Origin of the sequence: Micromonospora sp. H61, from assembly GCF_018070325.1 — a bacterium.
Lineage (GTDB): Bacteria > Actinomycetota > Actinomycetes > Mycobacteriales > Micromonosporaceae > Micromonospora > Micromonospora salmantinae.
On the sequence record NZ_JAGPXY010000006.1, the window covers coordinates 58,047 to 78,610 of the forward strand.

Consider the following 20,564-nt stretch of genomic DNA (forward strand, 5'->3'; position numbering starts at 1 on the left):
GCCGGTCGGGGTCTCACCACTCCGCGTAGGAGCCGTCGGGGTGCCGCCAGGTCGGGCTGCGCCAGGCGTGCCCACGCTTGTCAGCGGTCCGCACTGCGTGTTCGTCGATCTCGATGCCGAGACCGGGCGCTGTCAACCGCTGCACGTACCCGTCGACAAAGGTCAGCGGGGTCTGGTCGAGGCAGTAGTCGAGCACCTCGGCGCCCTGGTTGTAGTGGATGCCGATGCTCTGCTCCTGGATCAGGAAGTTGGGTGTGGCGAAGCCGACCTGGAGGCAGGCGGCGAGGGCGATCGGCCCGAGCGGGCAGTGCGGGGCGAGCTGCACGTCGTACACCTCGGCCAACGTCGCGATCTTGCGAACCTCGGTGATGCCGCCGGCGTGCGCGAGATCCGGCTGGGCCACGGCGATGCCGGCCTGCAACACGGGCAGGAACTCCTGCCGGCTGTAGAGCCGCTCCCCCGTCGAGACCGGGGTGGTGGTGCAGCGGACGACCTCACCGATCAGGTGAGAGTTCTCCGGCACCACCGGTTCTTCCAGGAAGAACGGCCGGTACGGCTCCAGCAGCGGGGCGACCCTCCGGACGTTGGCGAGGGTGAACCGACCGTGGAAGTCGACAGCGACGTCGCGATCGTCGCCGAGGACCTCACGGGCGACTGCCACCCGCTGCACCACCGCGTCGAGGTCGGCGACCGAGGCGAGCGCGCCCATCGGCCCGGACGCGTTCATCTTCACAGCGGTCAGGCCCGCCTCGATCCGGGCGCTGATCTGGTCGCGGATCTCGGCGGGCTCGTCACCACCGATCCAGCCGTAGACCCGGATCCGGTCCCGGACCGGCCCACCGAGGAGCTGGTGCACGGGGGCGCCGTAGTGCTTGCCGGCGATGTCCCAGAGCGCCTGGTCCAGACCGGACACCGCGCTGGCCAGGATCGGGCCGCCCCGGTAGAAGGAACCCTTGGTCAGCACCTGCCAGTGGTCCTCGATACGCAGCGCGTCCCGGCCGGTGAGCAGCTCGCTGAGTTGGTGGACGGCCGTGCGCACGGTCTCGGACCGGCCCTCGCAGGTCGCCTCGCCCCAGCCGACGATGCCGGACTCCGTCTCGATCCGGACGAACAGCCAGCGCGGTGCGACCAGGAACGTCTCCACCTTCGCGATCGTCGTCATGTGCCGGTCAGCCCTTCGTGGCACCGGCGGTGAGGCCGGAGACGACGTACTTCTGCACGAACAGGGCGATCAGCATGATCGGCAGGGTGACCACTGTCGCCGCGGCCATCAGGCCGCCCCAGTCGATGCTGGCGTAGCCGACGAAGTCGAAGATCGCGACCGGGAGCGTCTTGGTGTCGGATCCGGAGAGCACCAGGGCGAACATGAAGTTGTTCCAGGAGAAGATGAAGGAGAGGATGCCGGCGGTCGCGACGCCGGGCACCGACAGCGGCAGGGTGATCCGCCGGAACGCGCCGATGTGGGTCAGCCCGTCGACCAGCGCGGCCTCTTCCAACTCGGTCGGCAGGCCGTCGAAGTAACCCATCATGATGTAGACGATCAGCGGCAGCGACACGAACATGTGGCTCAGGATCAGCACTGTGAAGCCGCCGACCAGCTTCAGGTTCGAGAAGACGTAGTACCAGGGCACCAGGAGCGAGACGCCGGGGATGACCCGGGCCATGAGCACGACGAGCGCGGACTTCTTCATGCTGAACCGGCTCATCGAGTACGCGGCGGGCACCCCGAGCAGGAGCGAGAGCGTGGTGGCCGCGAACGCCACCCAGAGGCTGTTGCCGATGAACTCGAGGTAGTTCGCCTGCTGGAGAACGGTCTCGTAGTTCTTCAGGCTGGGCGAGAAGACGAACGCCTTGGCCGTGTCGTAGATGTCCACGTTGGTCTTGAAAGACGCGGCGATCATCCAGAGCAGCGGCGCCATCAGCGCGAACACCACGACGACGAGAGCCGAGTTGCGGAACACCCGGTACGGCTTGCTTGGCTTCATCGGCCCAGCCCCTTCTTGCGATAGGTGAGGGCCCACATCACCCCGATGATGATCAGGAAGAAGATGATGAGGACTGTCGACGAGACGCCGTAGTCGTTGTAGTCGAAGCTGAGCCCGTACGCGTACACGTTGAGGGTCTCGACCTCGTGGAAGGAACCGCCGCCGCGCCCCTTGGTGGCGTAGAGGATGTCGAACGTCTTCAGCGCGTCGATGCCGCGCAGCAGGATGGCGACGATCACCGTGGGCATCAGCAGCGGGAGGGTCACGTGCCGGAACCGCTGCCAGCTGCTGGCGCCGTCGATCCGAGCCGCCTCCTGGGGTTCGTCGGAGAGCGAGGTCAGCCCGGCGAGCAGGATCAGCACGACCATCGGCGTCCACTGCCAGATGTCGATGAACATCGTCGTCGGCAGGGCCGAGTTCTGGCCGGCCAGCCAGGGCTGTGGGCCGATGCCGATCCAGCCGAGCAGCTGGTTCGCCATCCCGATGTTGGGGTCGAAGATGAGGCGCCACATCATGCCGACCGCCACCGGAGTGGCCACCAGCGGCAGGAGGATCGCGACGCGGACCCACTTCTCACCGCGGAAGGGCCGCCACAGCAGCAGGGCGATCGCCATGCCGAGAATGACCTCGAAGAACAGCACGACGCCGGTGAAGAGGACCGTGCGCCAGACCGCCGGCCAGAACCGGTCGGTGTCGGTGAGCACGTCGAGGTAGTTCTGGAAGCCGATGAACTCGGACTCGGCGCGTACCGAACCCTCGGCGTCGGTCAGGCTCAGGTACCCGGTCCACGCCACCGGAAAGATGATGAGTACGGCGACGAACGCCATGGCGGGTGCCGCGAAGAGCCACTTGCGGTGTTCGTTGGCCCAACGCGACCAGGCCGACGTCGTGTCCACTGACGCCGCGGGGACCTCGGGCGAATCGGTACGGGGGGTGAGAACGGCTGACATTGAGATCTCCGGGTTGGAGGGGTCAGGTCCCGGCGAGACGGCGGAGCCGGTCGGCCCCGCCGCCCGGCGCGTGGGTTACTTCGCCTCGTCGTCGAGGAACTTCTGGAACGCCGCGTTCGCCGCGTCCGCCGAACTGGCGGCGTCCTTGCCGGTGATCGCGTCCACGATCGGCTGGCCGACGATCTCCCGCGCCTGGGCCACCTTGACCACCAGCGGACGGTCGTGCCCGACGCCGTTGGCGGTGCTGACCGTGTTGGCCTCGGCCAGGTCCTTCGGCAGGGTCGCGGTGCTCGCGGGGTTCGCCCAGACCGAGGTACGGGCACCGGGTACGCCGGCCGTCTGCTGCGCCAGCGCCTGCTCCTTGCCGGCGGCCCACTGGATGAACTTCCAGGCGTTGTCCTTGTTCTCCGAGCTGTCGTTCACGCCCAGCGCCCAGGACGGGATGTTGTACGGCTTCGATCCGGCCGGGCCGGCCGGGAAGGGTGCGAAGCCGACGGAGTCGACGACCTTGGACTTGGTCGGGTCGGTGGCGTTCTTGTAGAGCGAGTTGGCCTCGGTGTAGAAGGCGGCCTTGCCCTGCGTGAAGATCGCCATCGCCTCCGACCAGCTCATGTCGGTGCTGATGTTCTCCGGGCCGTGGTCCCTGAGCAGTCCGCCGTAGTAGGCGTACGCCTGCTTGGCCTGCTCGGTGTTGACGGTGGCCTTCCCGCTGGCGTCCACGAAGTCGCCGCCGAAGCTGAAGAGGAAGCTGGAGAACTGGGTGACCGCGGCGGCCTTGCCGGTACGAGCGACGAAGCCGGCGACGCCCGGGTTGTCGGCCTCGATCTTCGCGGCCTGCGCCTTGAGCTCGTCGAGGGTCTTGGGCGGCGCTGTGAAGCCGGACTTCGTCAGCAGGTCCTTGCGGTAGTAGAGGACCTCCTGCTCGGTGATGATCGGCAACCCGACGACCTTGCCCTCATAGGTCGTCGCCTGCACGGGCCCGGCCTGGAAGTCAGCGAACTCGAAGGCGCTGTCGGACTTGACCTTCTCGCTCAGGTCGGCGAGGTACTTGTTCTTGCCGAACAGCTTTCCCTCCTGAAGGGGCCGGTACATCATCACGTCGAGGTCGTCGGACCCGGCGTTCAGCTTGACGTTGTACTGGTCGGAGAGCTGGTCCTCACCGAGCTGGGTGACTTCGACAGTGAGGCCGGACTGCTTCTCGAACTCCGGCAGGACCTTCTTGATGTTCTCTGTCCACACGTGGTTGACCAGTGTCACGCGAACGGTCTTCGAGCCCTCGCCGCCGTCGTCGCCGCCGCAGGCGGTCAGGCTCATGGCGGCGACCACAGCCAGAGAAGTGCCGATTATCGATCGACGTCGCACGCTTGTCTCTCCTTCTGTCGTGGCCGCCGCCCCCGAGAGAGCCGCTACCTCGGCGTTACATCCGCTTAACATCCGGATGCTAGGCCGAAAAAGCTGATTACCTCAAGAGGTAGATCCAAATGATATGATCTTTGAGTGGAACCGTCCTCACCAGAGGTTGCAGCCGCTCCGGCCCGCCCCGCCGACTCCGGGCTGCACGCGCGCGTCCTCGAACACCTCGGCACGGCCATCTGTGGCGGCGAGCTGGCACCCGGATCGGTCCTCAACATCGACGAGCTGGTCGACCGGTACGCCGTGTCCCGCTCGGTCGTCCGCGAGGTGCTACGGGTGCTGGCCTCGATCGGATTCATCGAGGCGCGCCGACGGGTAGGGGTGATGATCCGACCCGCGAGCGCGTGGAACGTCTTCGACCCGCAGGTGATCCGTTGGCGTCTCGCCTCGGCCGGCCGGATCGCCCAGCTCCGCTCGATCACCGAGCTGCGCACCGCCGTCGAGCCGCACGCGGCCTACCTGGCCGCCAGCCGGATCGGCCGTGACGAGGCGAGCGACCTCGTCGGGCTGGCGGCGAAGATGTGGGCCGCCGGCGAGGCCGGCGACGAGGAGCGGTTCCTGCACCTCGACATCGAGTTTCACCGGCGCGTCCTGCTCGCCTCCGGCAACGAGATGTTCGTCCGGCTCCAGGAGCTGGTCGCGGAGGTGCTCACCGGCCGGCACAAGCACCACCTCATGCCGCACCACCCGCACGAGCAGGCTCTCCAGATGCACGCCGACGTCGCCCAGGCGATCCAGCGGCGCGACGGGGAACGGGCCCGGCAGGCGATGGTGCAGCTGATGGAGCAGGCCTTCGACGAGATGAAGTCGCTGTGGGAGCAGACCGCTCTACCCGACCGAAGCACGGATGGCGGTCCGACGACCAGCCGATGAGCGGGCCATGGATCACGTAGCCACAGGAGGGCCGGCTCATGGGGACCGCCGCGGCGACGAGGTGCAGCCCGAGGAGGGCGGTTAGGTGGCCGCGTTAGACGCCAGCGGCCCGTGCCAGTGCGGCGGCGAGGGTGGTGCTCATCACCGCCGCGAGCGTGGCTACCAAGCCGGTACCGGCGAGCCCGCCGAACCGGTGGTTGTGGCTGGGTCGGTCCGATGCCGGGCCGGCGACGATCTCGATGTCCTTCGTGCTGGTCATGTCGTCTCCCTCATCTGGAGCCTGGCGTACGGGATGTGTCGACTGGCGTGTGACGGCACCGGGCGTGAAGACACGCACTCTCGCCGTACGACGGCCGGGGTTGCGCAGCGCGCGGACGCCGGTGCCGCGCAACCAGAACCCGGCATCGCGTCCGAGGACCGGCCCGGGCTCTCCGTCGCGCAGCTCCAGCTGGACCCGCCCACTGGTGACGACACCGAACGCGTCGTACCACTCCGCCGTGACCACCGCAGCACGCGCGCCACCGCGCAGCGTGATCGTCCACACCGGACTACTCCGTGCCGTCCGCCGGCAGGCGCTCCGGCAGCCCGAGCCGCGGGAACTGGTCGTCGTGGAAGGTGAATATCTCGGTGATTCTGCCGCCGGTGACGCGCAGGACGTCGATCGTCAGCGGCAGGTACGCGCCCTCCTGCTTCCGCCAGTGGTAGAAGGCGACGGCGGGCTGACGGTTCACCGAGGTGGGAACCCCGCGCAGGCCCGTCATGCCGTCGAAGCCATCCTCGACCCAACTGTTCACCACCGCGTCTCGGCCGACGTGCAGGCCCGGCGTGGGCGGCATCGAGCAGCGGACGTCGTCGCGCAGCATGCCAGCGAGCACGTCGACGTTCGTGGCCACACTGGCGTCGGTGAAGCGGCGCACCAGCTCGCGCGTGCCGGCGTCCTCCTCGCCGCCGGTCCAGTCCTGCCGCTCGGCGGGCAGGTGCTCCCGCATGCCGGCGCGAGCCCGCTGCAAGGCACTGTTGACCGAGTTGACCGAGTCGCCGAGCAGGTCCGCGACGTCCTTCGCCGGCCAGCCGAGCACGTCCCGCAGGATCAGCACGGCCCGCGGACGCGGCGCGAGATGCTGGACCGCGACCAGGTACGCCAGCTCGATCGTCTCCCGCGCCACGGCGACGGTCTCCGGCTCGTCCGCGTCGCCCGCGGGCAGCTCGTCGAGCAGCCGGTCCGGGTAGGGCTGCAACCACAGCACCTCGCCGCCGGTCGCCGGCTGCGGGCGGCGCTTGGCGAGCAGGTCGAGGCAGGCGTTGGTGGCGATCCGGTACAGCCAGGCCCGGAACGTCGACCGCCCCTCGAACGTCTCCCGCCGCCGCCAGGCACGCAGGAACGTCTCCTGCACGGTGTCCTCGGCGTCCTCGAACGATCCGAGCATCCGGTAGCAGTGCACGTGCAGTTCCCGCCGGTGCCGCTGCGCCAGCCCCGAGAACGCCGGCTCGTCGACCTCGCTCAGACCGCTCACGCCCAGCTCCTCCAGCCGCGTGTCCGCACTCATCGCGTCATCCTTCCGCCTCGTCATGTCCTGTCCTAGGTATGACGGGCGCGGACGCGACAACTCATCACTCGGGTCTGATCGAGGTGGTGAGTGGTGCTGGAATCAGGCTCAGCGGAGCGAGGGGTCCTACTGGGCGGTGCCGCCACCCCGTCGGCCCGCGCCGGCGGAGGGCCGGTGCGCGATGCGGGGCGCCCGCACGGCGGAGGCGTTGCCGGCGCCGGGGCGGTAGTCCCGTGCCGCGCTTGCCACCATCTCGTCGGCATCGCGGCTGAGCGCCTGCCGGATGTGCGGCGGAACGAACTCGGACGTCGCCATCGCCAGTCGGACCTGCACCGCGCGGTCGTCGACCAGGCGGGCCAGGTCCGCCTCGTCCAGTTCGACGGCCCGCACCAGCGCGGCACGGACGTCGACCACCGGGTCCGCTGCGAGCGCGCTGCGCTGCTTGGCGGTGGTCCGCGGGTTGCGGGCAACCCCCTTGCGTACGCGTGCGGTGCGATCGGCCAGCAAGGCGGTGATCACGTCGGGGTCGTGGGTGTGCGTGGCGAGTCGTTCCCGTACCTCGGGTGACACGTCGTCGATCAGCTTGGCGGCCAGTTCCGGCTCCAGCTCACGGCTCTCCGCGAGGAGACCGCGAAGCTCCTTGTCCGAGGTTTCCACCATGACCCGGCGGATGGACTCGTCACAGGCCGGATTGCCGGCGACCGCCCAGCGGACCCACCGATCGGCGTCCTTCACCAGGCGCATGAGGTTGGCGATCGAGGTGGAGGGGTTCCGCGCCACGGCCTCCCGGACCTGACGATCATGGTCGCGGGTGAGCGGTCGCAGGGCCTGCGCTGGTGCGTCGGCCCGGGAGGCGACCGCCTTGCGGACCAGCTCCGATGGGTCGGACGCCAGGTCGATAAGGGTCATTTGTGGCGTTGTGGGGTCTTGGGCGAGGGCGAGCCGAGCGTCAGCGCTGCCACCGATCGGACGGTGGGCGGTGGTGCCGGACCCGCTGTGACTGTCGGCCTCGCCGACGTCCTGCTGTTTCCCCATGGCGCAATCATGTCACGCGCCCCGTTCGGCGGTACCGGCCGCGGGCGGGACCGGGGCGGGCAGGCGCAGGCCGGACATACCGCCGTCCACCGGCAGCGTCGAACCCGTCACCGACCCGGTCGCGGGCGAGGCGAGGTAGACGACGGCGGCGGCCACCTCGTCGGCTGTCACCAGGCGGCCGGTCGGCTGCCGGGACGCCAGCTGCCGCTTCTCGGCCGTCGGGTCGGCCGCGCCGGCGAGCAGGCGGGCCACCCAGGGCGTGTCGACGGTGCCGGGGGCGACACAGTTGACCCGCACGCCCTCAGTCACCAGGTCGGCGGCCATGGCGAGGGTGAGGGCGTGCACGGCACCCTTCGACGCCGAGTACAGGGCGCGTCGGGGCAGGCCGACGGTCGCCGCGATCGAGGAGATGTTGACGATCGCCGCTGACGACGACCGGCGCAGGTACGGCAGGGCGACGGCGCTGGTTCGGGCCACGCCGGAGACGTTGACGTCGAGTACCCGGCTCCACTGCTCGTCGTCGTCCTCCTCCACCGTGCCCACTGCCGAGATGCCGGCGTTGTTCACCAGGATGTCGATGCCGCCGAACGCCTCCGCGACCGAGGCGACGGCCGCGCTGAGGGAGGACCGGTCGGCCACGTCCGCCCGGACGCCGAGTACGCCAGGATCCTCCGGCAGCCCGGCCAGGTCCAGGTCCAGGACACCCACGCGGGCGCCGGCGGCGGCGAACGCCCGCACGCAGGCAAGGCCGATCCCCGATCCACCTCCGGTCACCACCGCCACGAGACCGTCACACCGCATCAGGCGTCCCGGAGCGTGTTGCGCTGCCGACCGAGGCCGTCGATCTCGACCTCCATCACATCGCCGACGGACAGGTACGGGAATCGGCCGGAGAGCGCCACCCCCTGCGGGGTGCCCGTGTTGATGACGTCGCCCGGGTCCAAAACGGTGTACTGGGACAGGTGCCAGACCAGGTACGCCACGTCGAAGATCATGTCCTTGGTGCTGGAGTCCTGGCGGGGCTCGCCGTTGACCCAGGAGCGCAGCCGCAGCGCCTGCGGGTCGCCGATCTCGTCGGCGGTGACCAGCCACGGGCCGAGCGGTTGGAACGTCTCGCAGGACTTGCCCTTCGACCACTGGCCGCCGGAGACCGCGAGTTGGAAGTCCCGCTCGGAGACGTCGTTGGAGAGCACGTACCCGGCGATGTGCCCGAGGGCGTCGGCCGGCGAGGCGAGGTAGCGGGCCGTCCGGCCGATCACCACCGCCAACTCCACCTCCCAGTCGGTCTTCGTCGATCCGCGCGGGATCAGGACCTCGTCGTACGGGCCGACGACGGTGTTGGGCGCCTTGTAGAAGATGATCGGGTCGGTCGGCGGCGCGGCACCCGACTCGGCGGCGTGCGCGGCGTAGTTCTGCCCCACGCAGAGCACCACCCCGGGTCGGGCGATCGGTGCGCCGACCCGCTGACCGGTGACGTCGATCTCGGGCAGGTCGGTGGCCTCGCGGACCCGCCGGATGCCGTCACCGGCGAGGAACTCGCCGTCGATGTCGGCGGTGAGCGACGAGAGGTCGAAGTGCCGCCCATCGACGTACAGCACGGGACGTTCCCGCCCCACGGGCCCGACGCGAATGAGTCTCACGAACCAACCTCCAGCGATGGGTCGCCAAACGCCCAATTTCCTATAGGATGTTGCTTCGCTCGTGTGTACTCGCTCACACCGGCACAGTCAAGGGGTCGCTGAGGAGACGAGATGGCCCAGCAGGAACCTCGCGAGGGTCGACTCCGTCCCGCCCGTCGACTCACCCTCACCGAGGACGTCTACGAGTCGATAAAGACGCTGGTCATGGACCACATCCTTCCGCCCGGCGAGCGCGTCAACATCGACGCGCTGGCCCGGGAGCTGGACGTCTCCCCCACCCCGGTCCGCGAGGCCCTCGCCCGGCTGGAGGCCGACGGCCTGGTCCGTAAACGCCCGCTCTCCGGCTACACCACCACGCCGCTGCTGAGCCGCGCCGAGTTCGACGACCTGTTCGACGTCCGCCAACTGCTGGAGGGCGCCACCGCCGGACGGGCCGCCACGCACGCCTCCGCCGAGGCCCGCCAACGGATCAGCGCCGAGGCGGCGGCAAGCATCGACGTGGAGGCCGGCGACGGCTATCGCCGACACGCCGCCTTCACCGCGCTGGACGCGAAGTTCCACGACCTGATCGCCGAGGTCTCCGGCAGCCCTCTGCTGCGGGACACCGTCACCCGGCTGCACTCACACCTGCACCTGCACCGGCTGTACTTCCCGATCGCCGGGGCACCGGACACCAACACCGAACACCAGCGCATCGCCGCCGCCATCGTCGCCGGCGACGCGGCAGCCGCTACCGAGGCGATGCGCGCCCACCTCAGCGCCGCCCGGGAACGTCACCTGCCCGCCTTCGACCAGCTCCCCACCCCCGGAACACCGCGCGACTCGGCGTGACCCACCCCCACACCTCCGAGGAGCCGCCATGCGCATCGCCCTCTTCATCACCTGCGTCAACGACCTCGCGTTCCCGGCCACCGGCATCGCGGTCACCCGCATCCTGCGGCGACTCGGCCACACCGTCGACTTCCCCGCCGACCAGACCTGCTGCGGGCAGATGCACGCCAACACGGGTTACCGGGCCGAAGCCCTGCCGATGGTGCGCAACTACGTCGACGTCTTCGACTCCTACGACGCCATCGTCGCGCCGTCCGGGTCGTGCACCGCGATGATCCGCGACCAGTACCCGCACCTGCACCCACCCGCCACCTCGGTGGCCGCCCGCACGTACGAGCTGTCCGAGTTGCTCGTCGACGTTCTCGGCGTCACCGACGTCGGCGCCGAGTTCCCGGAGACGGTCACCTACCACCCGACCTGCCACGGCCTGCGCATGTTGCGCCTCGGCGACCGGCCGCTGGCCCTGCTGCGCCAGGTGCGCGGGATCAAGCTGGTCGAGCTGGGCGACGCCGAGGAGTGCTGCGGTTTCGGCGGCACGTTCGCCCTGAAGAACCCGGACGTCTCCACCGCGATGCTCACCGACAAGTGCGCCCGGGTCCGTGACACCGGCGCGCGGGTGCTCGCCGCGGCCGACAACTCCTGCCTGGCGCACATCGGCGGTGGCCTCGACCGCCACCGCTCGGGCGTACGGGCCGTGCACTACGCCGAGATTCTCGCCGAGACGGGAGCCACCTCATGAACCCACCGGTAGCACCCGCCACCGGGACCGGGCGGATCCGCACGCCGCTGCCGTTCCCCACCGCCGCCAAGCCGGCCGTCGCCGACACGCAACTCCGGGCCAACCTGCACCGGGCCACCCGCACCATCCGGGCCAAGCGAGCCCGGGTCGTCGGCGAGGTACCCGACTGGGAGGCCCTGCGCGACGCCGGCTCGGCGATCAAGGCGGATGTCCAACGTCGCCTGCCGGAGCTGCTGGAGCAGTTCGAGGCGTCCGCCACCGCTGCCGGCGCCACAGTGCACTGGGCCCGCGACGCGGCCGAGGCATGCCGGATCGTTGTCGCGTTGACCCGGGCCACCGGGGCCGACGAGGTCGTGAAGGTCAAGTCGATGGCAACCCAGGAGATCGAGCTCAACGAGGCGCTGGAGGCCGCCGGGATCGCCGCGTACGAGACCGACCTGGCGGAACTGATCGTGCAGCTCGGCGACGACACCCCCTCGCACATCCTGGTGCCGGCGATCCACTACAACCGGGCCCAGATCCGGGAGATCTTCCAGCGTCGCATGGCCGACGCGCCGGCCGACCTGAGCGACGAACCCGCCGCGCTGGCCGAGGCGGCCCGCGCCCACCTGCGGCGGCGTTTCCTCTCGGCCCGGGTCGCCGTCTCCGGCGCCAACTTCGCCGTCGCCGACACCGGCACGCTCGTGGTGGTGGAGTCCGAGGGCAACGGCCGCATGTGCCTCACCCTCCCCGAGACGCTGATCAGCGTCGTCGGCGTCGAGAAGCTGCTGCCGACCTTCACCGACCTGGAAGTCTTCCTGCAGCTGCTGCCGCGATCCTCGACCGGCGAGCGGATGAACCCGTACACCTCGATGTGGACCGGGGTCACCCCCGGCGACGGCCCGCAGGACGTGCACGTCGTGCTCGTCGACAATGGCCGGTCCGCGGTGCTCGCCGACCCGGTCGGGCGGCCGGCGTTGTCGTGCATCCGCTGCTCCGCGTGTCTCAACGTCTGCCCGGTGTACGAGCGGGCCGGCGGGCACGCGTACGGCTCGGTGTACCCGGGGCCGATCGGGGCGATCCTGTCGCCGCAGCTGACCGGCGTGGCCGACAACGCCTCGCTGCCGTACGCGTCGACCCTCTGCGGCGCCTGCTACGACGTCTGCCCCGTGAAGATCAACATTCCGGAGATCCTGGTCCACCTCCGCCAGCAGGCACCGCACCCGCCCGTCGAACGGGCCACCATGCGCGTCCTGTCCTGGGTGATGCGCAGCCCTCGACGGTGGGCCGCCGCCCTGCGCCTGGCCCGGGCCGGCGCGGGGCCACTCGGGGCGTACCGTGAGCGGCGCACCGGCGCTCGGACGCTGCGGCGACTGCCCTGGCCCGCCTCGGCGTGGACCCGGTCGCGCGATCTGCCGCTGCCCGCGCCGCAGACCTTCCGGGAATGGTGGGGTAAGCAGTGAGCGCACGTGACGAGATCCTGGCGCGGCTCCGAACGGCCCTGGCCGACAACCCGCCGCCGGTGCAGGTGCCCCGCGGGTACCGCCGGGTCGACGACCGCTCCGACGTGATCGAGACCCTGGTCGATCGCCTGGAGGACTACCGGGCGGTCGTCCACCGTGGCATCGACGCCCTACCCCGGCTGCTCAGCGACGTCGACCGGCTCGCCGTCCCCACCGACGTCCCCGCCGCCTGGCTGGCCGGCTACGCCGGGGAGCTGCACCGCGACGCGCCCCCGCTGTCACCGGCCGCGCTCGACGACCTGGACGCGGTCCTGACCGGCTGCGCCGTCGTGGTCGCCGACACGGGCACCATCATCCTCGACGCCGGCCCGGCGCAGGGTCGACGCGCTCTCACCCTGGTGCCCGACCGGCACATCTGCGTCGTCCGCACCGACCAGGTGGTCGGTCTGCTGCCGGAGGCGCTCACCCGACTGGACCCGCGCGCCCCGCTGACCTGGATCTCCGGCCCGTCCGCCACCAGCGACATCGAGCTCAACCGTGTCGAGGGAGTGCACGGCCCGCGCCGACTGGAGGTCGTCCTGATCGGCCCAGACGACGAAGTCGTCCCAGTCAGCCCAGACGACGAAGTCGTCCCAGTCAGCCCAGACGACGAAGTCGTCCCAGTCAGCCCGGCGGGCGGCTCAGGAGCCTGACGACACCACCTGCTCGTCGCTGCGGGTCTCGCCCGCCGTCGCGCGCAGCGGAACGCCGCGCACGTTGAGCAGCATGACGATGCCCACGCCGACCACCAGGGCGATGTCGGCGACGTTGCCGACGAAGAACCCGGCGTAGTCGATGAAGTCCACCACGTGCCCGCGAGCGAACCCCGGCTCCCGGAAGAGGCGGTCCAGCAGGTGCGTCGTCGCGCCGCCGAGCACCAGGCCCAACGCCACCGCCCAGGCGCGCGAGGTGACCCGCCACGCGACGACCGTCACCGCGACCACCGCCGCCGCCGCGAACACCGCGAACATCCAGGTGTACGCGGAGCCGATCGAGAAGGCGGCGCCCGGGTTGTACAGGAGTCGCAGTTGCAGCAGGTCACCGACAACGGTGATGGTCTGCCCGCCGGAGAGCGCGGACTCGGCCCAGTACTTGGTGAGCTGATCCGCGGCGAGCACCACAGCAGCGATCAACACGACGGCGCGGAACATCCCGGAACCCTAGCCGGTCACTGGTGACCGTCACCACCGACGGACGACTCCTGATCAACCACATGATGCATAACTCTGGTAATTGCAAATGACTGGCAACTGTGCCACCGTGATGATCAACGGTTGCGGCGCCGCGCCCACCCGACAAACGATCCTCCCCACACCACAGGAGCCTTCTGTGACCCGGATGCGTCCGACCTTCCGACGCCTCGTGGCGTCGACCGCGGCGGCGGGGATGCTCGTCCTCGTCGGATGCTCGGCCCCAGCCGATCCCGACGGCTCATCCGGCGGCGCGACGCTTGTCGTCGCCACCTCCGACGAGCCGGACGCGTTGAACCCGGTGCTCAACTACGGCGTCGACGGCGCCTCGCTGATCTTCGACGGCCTCGTCAGCCGGGACGACGACAACCGCCTCGTCGCCGGTCTGGCCACGGCGTTGCCGGAGCTGTCCCCCGATGGACGCACGGTGACCGCGAAGCTCCGCGACGGCGTGCAGTTCCACGACGGCACCGCGCTGACCGCCCAGGACGTCGTCTTCACGTACCAGGCCGTGCTGGATCCGACTGTCGACTCGACGCTCCGCTCCGACCTGGACATGGTGGAGTCGGTGACCGCACCCGACGCGGCCACTGTGGTGTTCCGGCTGCGCTACCCGTACGCGCCGTTCGTGCAGCGGCTCACCCTCGGCATCGTGCCGGCCAAACTGCTCAGCGGGCAGGACATCAACACCGCCGGGTTCAACCGCAAGCCGATCGGGACCGGGCCGTACCGGATCGACTCCTGGACGCCGGGCGACCGCCTGGTGCTCACCGCCAACGAGCGCTACTTCGGTGGGCGGCCGAAGAACAACCGGGTAGTGGTCGCGTTCGTCGCCGACGACAACGTCCGCGCCCAGCGGATGCGCGCCGGCGAGTTCGACGCCGCCGAGTTGCCGCCGAAGCTGGCCTCCGGTTTCGACGCCGACACCACGTTCCGGGTGCAGCGGGTGCCGACCGCCGACTACCGGGGCGTGATGCTGCCGACGGGCAACCCGGTCCTCGCCGACCCGGCGGTCCGCCGGGCGCTCAACCTGGCCGTCGACCGGGCCGCGATGGTGACCGGGCTCCTCGGTGGCGCCGGCGAACCGGCGTTCGGCCCGATTCCGCCGACCTCCGAGTTCGCCGACCCGTCGATCATCGGCAAGCCGACCGCCGACCCGAGAGCGGCCGAAGGGCTGCTCGACGCGGCCGGCTGGACCCAGGGTCCCGGCGGGGTACGCGTCAAGGACGGCCGACCGGCCCGGTTCACGCTGATGTACCCGGCGAGCGACACGCTGCGCAAGGACCTGGCCCTCGCCGTCACCGCCGACGCGAAGAAGGTCGGCATCGAGGTCACTCCGGCGGGGCTGACCTGGGACGCCATCGACCCGCGGATGAAGTCCGACGCCCTGCTGATGGGCTACGGCACCCCGTACGACCCGGACTTCGTCTCGTACAAGCTGTTCGGCTCGCGGTTCGCGGGGCAGGGCTACTTCAACCCCGGCTCGTACCGCTCCGAGGTGACCGACCGGGCCCTGCAGGAGGGCCGCGACCAGATCGACCCCGCCCTCCGCAAGGCCGCGTACGCGCAGTTCCAGAAGCAGTTGGCCGCCGACGTACCGTGGTTGTTCCTCACCTACCTGCGGCACACCTACGTGCTGAAGTCCTCGGTTCAGGGCGTGGTGCCGCGGGTCGAGGCGCACGAGCACGGCGTGGCGAACAGCCTCTGGTGGAACATCGACACCTGGACGCGGTCGTGACCCGCTCCGGTCGACTGGCCGGGGCCGGTGCGGTGGTCCGGCGGCGGCTCCTCGTCGCCGTGCCGGTGCTCGCCGCTACCAGCGTCGGAATGTTCGCCCTCGGTGCCGCCTCGCCGGTCGACCCCGCGAAGCAGTACGCGGGTGCGGCGGCCTTCACCGCCAGCGAAGAGAACCTGGCCCAACTGCGCGCCAACTGGGGCGTCGACGACCCCCTGCCGGTGCAGTACCTGCGCTGGATCAGCAACCTGGTCCAGGGCGACCTGGGTTGGTCGACCAGCCGCCACGAGCCGGTCGCCTCGGTGCTCGCCGCCCGGGCCGGTTGGACGCTGCTCCTGATCGGTGTGTCCCTCGCCCTGGTCCTGGTCGCGAGCCTCCTGCTGGGCGCGCTGGCGGCGTACCGGCGGGGTGGGTTGTTCGACCGCGCGTTGCGGGCGGCCGCGTACGCGGTGCAGTCGATGCCGGTCTTCTGGCTGGGCCTGGCCGCGATCGCCGTGTTCGCGCTGGCCCTGGGCTGGTTGCCGGCGGGCGGGCTCACCGACGTCACAGCGACCAGCACGTCCTGGCCCGATGTGGCGCACCACCTGATCCTGCCGGTCGCGGTGTTGGCCGTGTCGCAGGCGCCGTGGTTCGTGCTGTTCGTCCGGGACGCGGTAGCGGAGAGCATGCGCGACGACCACGTGCTCGCGGCGCGGGCACGCGGGTTGCCCGGTCGGACGGTGCTGTTCGGGCACGCGCTGCGGACCGCGCTGCTGCCGTTCCTCACCCTGGTCGGCACCCACCTGCCCGAGCTGGTCGGCGGGGCGGTGCTGGTCGAGACGGTCTTCTCGCTGCCGGGCCTCGGCGCCGTCACTGTCGCCGCCGCACTGGGCAGCGACTTCCCGCTGCTGGCGGCCATCACTCTGGTCACCACAGCTGTGGTGCTGGCCGCGAACCTCGCGACCGACCTCGCCTACGCCGCCGCCGACCCGAGGGTACGACTCGATGGCTGACCTCGCTGCCCGACCGCCGCTGCTCCAGGTCGCCCGGTCGCGGCTGCGGCTGCGGCCCGGTCGGGCCGGTGCCGTCACGGCCGGCCTGGTCCTGCTCGTGGCCATCGCCGGCTCGCTGCTCGCTCCGCTGGTCTGGCCGCTGGACCAGAGCGCTGTCGCGCTGGACCAGACCCGGTTGGCACCGTCCTGGAGCCACCTCGCCGGCACCGACGACCTGGGCCGCGACGTGGCGCACCGCGCCGTCTACGGGCTGCGGGTCTCGCTGCTCGTGGGCGCTGTCGCCGCGCTCGTCGCCACCGTCCTCGGCGGCGTGGTCGGTGGGATCGCCGGCACGCTCGGCGGCCGGGTGGACCGGATCCTGATGCGGATCGTGGACACCATCGCCGCGATGCCGCACCTGCTGCTGGGCATCTTCATCGTCGCCATGCTGCGTCCCAGCCTCGGTGCCGTGATCGCCTCCGTCGGGCTCACCCACTGGCTCTCCACCGCCCGCATCGTCCGATCCGAGCTGTTGAGCCTTCGGACCCGACCGTTCATCGACGCCGCCATCAGCGGCGGAGCCGGCCGGCTCCGGGTCCTCACCCGGCACCTGCTGCCGCACGTCCTGCCCCGGCTGGCTTTGGCGACCACCCTGATGATCCCGCACGCGGTGTGGCACGAGACCGCCCTGTCGTTCCTCGGTCTGGGTCTGCCGCCGCACCTCGCCTCGCTGGGCAACATGATCAACGACGGGCAGGGGTCGCTGTTGACCGGCGCCTGGTGGGCCAGCCTGGCACCGGGCGGGGTCATCGTCGTCGTCACCCTCGCCATCGCGGTCCTCGCCGCCCGCTGGCGCGACCGCCTCGATCCCCGGGTCCGAGCGGAGCTGCACCTGTGACCACCACCGAATCCGTTTCCGCTTCGGTGCCTTCCCGCACCGTGGTGACTCGGCCGCTGCTCGCCGTGGACGGCCTCGGCGTCGAGTTCCGGCTCCGCGACGCGCGCGTGCGTGCCGTCAGCGAACTCAGCCTCACCGTCCGGGCCGGCGAACTGCTGGCCGTCGTGGGCGAGTCCGGCTGCGGCAAGTCCGTCCTGGCCCACGCCCTGCTCGGCCTCCTGCCGGGCAACGCCACGACCACCGGTCACGCCGTGCTGCACCACCCCGGCGCCGACCCGGTCGACCTGGTCACCTGCGGCCAACGCCAGCTGGCCCGCAGGGTACGCGGGCGCCGCGTCGGGTTGGTCCCGCAGAGCCCGGCCACCGCCCTGAACCCGGTCCGCACCGGACGGCGACTGCTCGCCGAGACGCTGCGGGCGCACGGCCGCGACCGCGCCGACGCCGACCAACTCGCTGTCGATGTCGGGCTCGACCCGGCGGACCTGGACCGTTACCCGCACGAGCTGTCCGGTGGCATGGCACAGCGTCTGGTCACCGCGCTCGCGCTGGCGCCCGACCCGTCGCTGCTCATCGCCGACGAGCCCACCACCGGCCTGGACCGGCCGCTGGTGGACCACACCCTCGACCTGCTGCGCCGTCGCTGCGAGAACGGCGCGGCCGTCGTGCTCATCACGCATGACCTGGCCGCCGCACGCCGGGTCGCCGACACCGTCGCCGTGATGTACGCCAGTCGCATCGTGGAACACCGCGACACCGACCAGCTCTTCACCGCGCCGGCCCACCCGTACGCCTCGGCGCTGCTCGACGCCCTGCCGGACCGGGCCTTCCGGCCGGTGCCGGGCGACCCGCCCATGCTCACCGCGCTGCCCCCCGGGTGCGCATTCGCGCCCCGCTGCCCACGCCGCACCGACACCTGCGCGGACCGACCACTGTCGACCCCGCTCACCGGTGGCGGCACTGTGGCCTGCCACCACCCGATCCCCACCGGAGCCACCACGTGACCAGCGCGCAACACCTGCTCGCCGACGAGGTGAGCGTCGGGTACGGCCGCCAGGTCGTCCTCGACGGCGTCACACTGCGGATCGGCCGCGGAGAGACGGTCGGGCTGCGCGGGCCGTCCGGCTGCGGAAAGTCGACACTGGTCCGGGTCCTGGCCCTGCTGCACCGCCCCGATCAGGGCCGGGTCAGCATCGACGGCACCGCTGTCGACGCCGTCCGGTATGCCGTTCCGGTCGCCCTGCGGACCCGCGTCGCCGCCCTCTTCCAGAGCCCGCGCGCCGCCGCCGATTCTCGACTGAGCCTCATCGATCTGATCGCCGAACCGCTACGCGCCACCCGGACGCCCGAGTCGGCGGTCCGGGAACGGGTGGCCGAACTCGCCGACCTCGTCGGCCTCACCGCGGATCTGCGCAGCCGGCGCCCCCACGCGGTGTCCGACGGGCAACTGCAACGCGCCTGCCTGGCCCGGGCCCTCGTACACCGCCCCGACTACCTGCTCTGCGACGAGGCCACCGCGATGCTCGACGCCTCGACCCAGGCGCACGTCGCCGCCGTCATCCGCGACTACCAGCGGACCCAGCGCGCCGGTGTCCTGGTCATCACCCACGACCAGACCCTGCTGGACCGCTGGAGCGACCGGATCGTCGACCTGGCCGCCACAGCGGGGGCACGCGCCTGACCCTCGGGCGCTCCTCGACCGCAGTGTCCCTCTCCTGGACAGTGACCGGATCTCCGCGCAGTCGCGGCAGGAACTAACCTCTATCGTCTACAGCCTGCGGGCGGACGGACTCACCGGCACAGGGACGGGCAGATGACCGACGACCACGACGCCGCCGGAGCGATGAACTTCATCTTCGAAGCCGGCGTCCTCAAACGCGCCGCCCGCACCGGCTGGTGGTTCGCCGGCGTCAAGCAACCCGAATCCATCGCCGAGCACTCCTTCCGAACAGCGCTCATCGGAATGATGCTCGCCGCCATGGAGGGCGCCGACCCAGCCCGAGTGTCAATGCTCTGCGCCCTGCACGACACCCAGGAAACCCGAATCACCGACATCCCACACATCGCCAAGCGCTACCTCACCGCCGTACCCAACACCGCCGTCACCGCCGACCAGGTCGCCGACTGTCCCCCAGCCGTCGCCGACGTCATCACCGCCGCAGTCGCCGAGTACGAAGCTGGCGAGACACTCGAAGCTGTCGTCGCCCGTGACGCCGACAAACTGGAGTGCCTCGTCCAAGCCGTCGAGTACCGCCACCAGGGCATCGACAACGTGCAGCGCTGGATCGACAGCTCACGAGCGGCTCTGAAGACCGCCAGCGCCCACCGCCTTGCCGACGCCGCCCTCAGCGGACAACCCCTGGCCTGGCTCACTCCCCCGCCGCAGGAGTAAGCGTCATCACTTGGCGTTGTATTGATCTCGGCGATGGGCGTAGTCGATCAAACTGGAGGAGACGCCCTGTGACCTGGGCTTGAAGAGGTCATAGACGGTCATCGGTGGTCACTGCTAGTTCACCTCAGACAGCCTGGAGACGGCCTGATCTTGACGCCATCTCCAAGGGCTCCGCTCTCCGCCGAGGGATGCAGAGGCGAGCTGCCGGCTCTTGCCACCTCGATGCCTGACGTGTCGCTCACAAGTCCTGCACGTTATCCGGTTGCTCAAGCGCGTTACCGTGTCCCGTGATCGTATGGCTCAACGGCACCCACGGCGTGGGCAAGACGACGACCAGCGCGCTCGTGCAGCATCTGATACCGGATTCACGGGTGTTCGACGCCGAGAAGGTCGGCGAGACACTCATGGACATCACACCCGGGCTACCCGCCACGGACAACTTCCAGCACTGGCCGCCATGGCGGCAACTCGTCGTCGAGACCGCCCGCCGCGTGCTCGACTACACCGGCGGCACTCTGGTGATGCCCATGACCGTCCTGGTCGAGCAGTACTGGCGCGAAATCAGCACAGGCCTTGCCCAACATGCCATCCCGGTAAGGCACTTCGTTCTCCACGCTGACGAAGACACCCTCCGCGGGCGTATCGAGGGGGAACACCCCGTCCACTCCCCGTTCCGCCTCAAGTACCTCAAGCCCTACGCCGAGGCGGCCCGCACGTGGCTACATGCCGAGGCCGAGGTCGTCGACACTACGAACCTGACTCCCGCCCAGGCCGCCGTGCAGATCGTCCGAGCTACCACGGAAGGCTCAGATGTCTAACCTGAGGAATGCGGTTGAGTCAGGGCGGACGAGCTTAGCGCCTGCTGGCGGTGGAGCGGCAGACGACCG

Annotated in this window: 22 protein-coding genes and 1 pseudogene; 13 read left to right on the forward strand and 10 right to left on the reverse strand. The window is 70.4% G+C overall.

Going from position 1 to position 20,564, the window contains the following annotated elements:
• Positions 1-13: 13 nt before the first annotated feature.
• The 4 genes from dgoD to KBX08_RS05505 form a co-directional block, all read right to left on the reverse strand.
• Positions 14-1,162 carry a galactonate dehydratase gene (dgoD, locus tag KBX08_RS05490; protein WP_210781457.1) on the reverse strand — a complete coding sequence of 383 codons (1,149 nt, stop codon included), beginning with the start codon at positions 1,160-1,162 and terminating at the stop codon, positions 14-16.
• A 7-nt stretch (positions 1,163-1,169) separates the two neighbouring features.
• Positions 1,170-1,985, reverse strand: coding sequence for a carbohydrate ABC transporter permease (locus tag KBX08_RS05495; protein ID WP_210781458.1), 816 nt, complete (start codon positions 1,983-1,985; stop codon positions 1,170-1,172).
• Positions 1,982-2,935: a carbohydrate ABC transporter permease gene (locus KBX08_RS05500; RefSeq protein WP_210781459.1), complete on the reverse strand. Its 954-nt coding sequence runs from the start codon at positions 2,933-2,935 to the stop codon at positions 1,982-1,984. Before KBX08_RS05500 ends, KBX08_RS05495 begins: the two co-directional genes overlap by 4 nt.
• Positions 2,936-3,010: 75 nt before the next feature.
• Positions 3,011-4,249 (reverse strand): sugar ABC transporter substrate-binding protein, encoded by a 1,239-nt coding sequence (locus KBX08_RS05505; protein ID WP_247668925.1) that lies wholly within the window; start codon positions 4,247-4,249, stop codon positions 3,011-3,013.
• A 183-nt stretch (positions 4,250-4,432) separates the two neighbouring features.
• On the opposite strand from KBX08_RS05505, the gene KBX08_RS05510 reads away from it, so the two are divergent.
• Complete coding sequence (locus KBX08_RS05510) at positions 4,433-5,221, forward strand: FadR/GntR family transcriptional regulator (RefSeq protein WP_210781460.1); 789 nt, start codon at positions 4,433-4,435, stop codon at positions 5,219-5,221.
• Positions 5,222-5,315: 94 nt separating this feature from the next.
• On the opposite strand, the gene KBX08_RS05515 is transcribed toward KBX08_RS05510, so the two are convergent.
• The 5 genes from KBX08_RS05515 to KBX08_RS05535 all read right to left on the reverse strand — a co-directional run bounded on the left by KBX08_RS05515 (position 5,316) and on the right by KBX08_RS05535 (position 9,443).
• A complete protein-coding gene (locus tag KBX08_RS05515; RefSeq protein WP_247668926.1) occupies positions 5,316-5,765 on the reverse strand; it encodes a hypothetical protein in 450 nt (149 codons plus the stop codon).
• Positions 5,766-5,769: 4 nt separating this feature from the next.
• Positions 5,770-6,768, reverse strand: coding sequence for an RNA polymerase subunit sigma-70 (locus KBX08_RS05520; RefSeq protein WP_210781461.1), 999 nt, complete (start codon positions 6,766-6,768; stop codon positions 5,770-5,772).
• Between the two features lie 126 nt (positions 6,769-6,894).
• Positions 6,895-7,803 carry a hypothetical protein gene (locus KBX08_RS05525; RefSeq protein ID WP_210781462.1) on the reverse strand — a complete coding sequence of 303 codons (909 nt, stop codon included), beginning with the start codon at positions 7,801-7,803 and terminating at the stop codon, positions 6,895-6,897.
• A 12-nt stretch (positions 7,804-7,815) separates the two neighbouring features.
• Positions 7,816-8,577, reverse strand: a complete 762-nt coding sequence (locus tag KBX08_RS05530; protein ID WP_307850453.1) for an SDR family oxidoreductase — start codon at positions 8,575-8,577, stop codon at positions 7,816-7,818.
• Between the two features lie 26 nt (positions 8,578-8,603).
• Complete coding sequence (locus KBX08_RS05535) at positions 8,604-9,443, reverse strand: fumarylacetoacetate hydrolase family protein (RefSeq protein ID WP_210781464.1); 840 nt, start codon at positions 9,441-9,443, stop codon at positions 8,604-8,606.
• A 111-nt stretch (positions 9,444-9,554) separates the two neighbouring features.
• Between KBX08_RS05535 and KBX08_RS05540 the strand changes: the two genes are divergently transcribed.
• Genes KBX08_RS05540 through KBX08_RS05555 form a run of 4 tightly spaced genes read left to right on the forward strand, consistent with a single transcriptional unit; the run spans position 9,555 to position 13,147 of the window.
• On the forward strand, positions 9,555-10,274 hold the full coding sequence (locus KBX08_RS05540; RefSeq protein WP_210781465.1) for a GntR family transcriptional regulator: 720 nt from the start codon (positions 9,555-9,557) through the stop codon (positions 10,272-10,274).
• A 28-nt stretch (positions 10,275-10,302) separates the two neighbouring features.
• On the forward strand, positions 10,303-11,013 hold the full coding sequence (locus KBX08_RS05545) for a (Fe-S)-binding protein (protein ID WP_210781466.1): 711 nt from the start codon (positions 10,303-10,305) through the stop codon (positions 11,011-11,013).
• A complete protein-coding gene (locus KBX08_RS05550) occupies positions 11,010-12,455 on the forward strand; it encodes a lactate utilization protein B (RefSeq protein WP_210781467.1) in 1,446 nt (481 codons plus the stop codon). The genes KBX08_RS05545 and KBX08_RS05550 overlap by 4 nt, the downstream gene beginning before the upstream one ends.
• Complete coding sequence (locus tag KBX08_RS05555) at positions 12,452-13,147, forward strand: LUD domain-containing protein (protein WP_210781468.1); 696 nt, start codon at positions 12,452-12,454, stop codon at positions 13,145-13,147. The genes KBX08_RS05550 and KBX08_RS05555 overlap by 4 nt, the downstream gene beginning before the upstream one ends.
• Here the strand turns inward: KBX08_RS05555 and KBX08_RS05560 are convergent.
• On the reverse strand, positions 13,136-13,645 hold the full coding sequence (locus tag KBX08_RS05560) for a signal peptidase II (protein WP_247668928.1): 510 nt from the start codon (positions 13,643-13,645) through the stop codon (positions 13,136-13,138). The two genes, KBX08_RS05555 and KBX08_RS05560, sit on opposite strands and share 12 nt — an antisense overlap.
• Before the next feature lie 187 nt (positions 13,646-13,832).
• Here KBX08_RS05560 and KBX08_RS33615 point away from each other — a divergent pair, with 187 nt between their 5' ends.
• The 8 genes and pseudogenes from KBX08_RS33615 to KBX08_RS05590 all read left to right on the forward strand — a co-directional run bounded on the left by KBX08_RS33615 (position 13,833) and on the right by KBX08_RS05590 (position 20,495).
• A complete protein-coding gene (locus KBX08_RS33615; RefSeq protein WP_247668942.1) occupies positions 13,833-15,422 on the forward strand; it encodes an ABC transporter substrate-binding protein in 1,590 nt (529 codons plus the stop codon).
• Entirely contained in the window at positions 15,392-16,411 is a 1,020-nt protein-coding gene (locus KBX08_RS05565) for an ABC transporter permease (RefSeq protein WP_307850454.1), read from the forward strand. Before KBX08_RS33615 ends, KBX08_RS05565 begins: the two co-directional genes overlap by 31 nt.
• Positions 16,404-17,288: an ABC transporter permease gene (locus KBX08_RS05570; protein ID WP_210781470.1), complete on the forward strand. Its 885-nt coding sequence runs from the start codon at positions 16,404-16,406 to the stop codon at positions 17,286-17,288. The genes KBX08_RS05565 and KBX08_RS05570 overlap by 8 nt, the downstream gene beginning before the upstream one ends.
• Positions 17,285-18,289, forward strand: coding sequence for an ABC transporter ATP-binding protein (locus tag KBX08_RS05575; protein ID WP_307850455.1), 1,005 nt, complete (start codon positions 17,285-17,287; stop codon positions 18,287-18,289). The genes KBX08_RS05570 and KBX08_RS05575 overlap by 4 nt, the downstream gene beginning before the upstream one ends.
• Entirely contained in the window at positions 18,286-18,966 is a 681-nt protein-coding gene (locus KBX08_RS05580) for an ATP-binding cassette domain-containing protein (RefSeq protein WP_307850456.1), read from the forward strand. Before KBX08_RS05575 ends, KBX08_RS05580 begins: the two co-directional genes overlap by 4 nt.
• Positions 18,967-18,970: 4 nt before the next feature.
• A pseudogene (locus KBX08_RS34610) lies at positions 18,971-19,102 on the forward strand (transcriptional regulator); the annotation flags it as partial.
• Positions 19,099-19,677, forward strand: a complete 579-nt coding sequence (locus tag KBX08_RS05585) for an HD family hydrolase (RefSeq protein ID WP_210781471.1) — start codon at positions 19,099-19,101, stop codon at positions 19,675-19,677. The pseudogene KBX08_RS34610 and the gene KBX08_RS05585, both read left to right, overlap by 4 nt.
• 287 nt (positions 19,678-19,964) lie before the next feature.
• Entirely contained in the window at positions 19,965-20,495 is a 531-nt protein-coding gene (locus KBX08_RS05590; RefSeq protein ID WP_210781472.1) for an AAA family ATPase, read from the forward strand.
• The last annotated feature ends 69 nt before the right edge of the window (positions 20,496-20,564 follow it).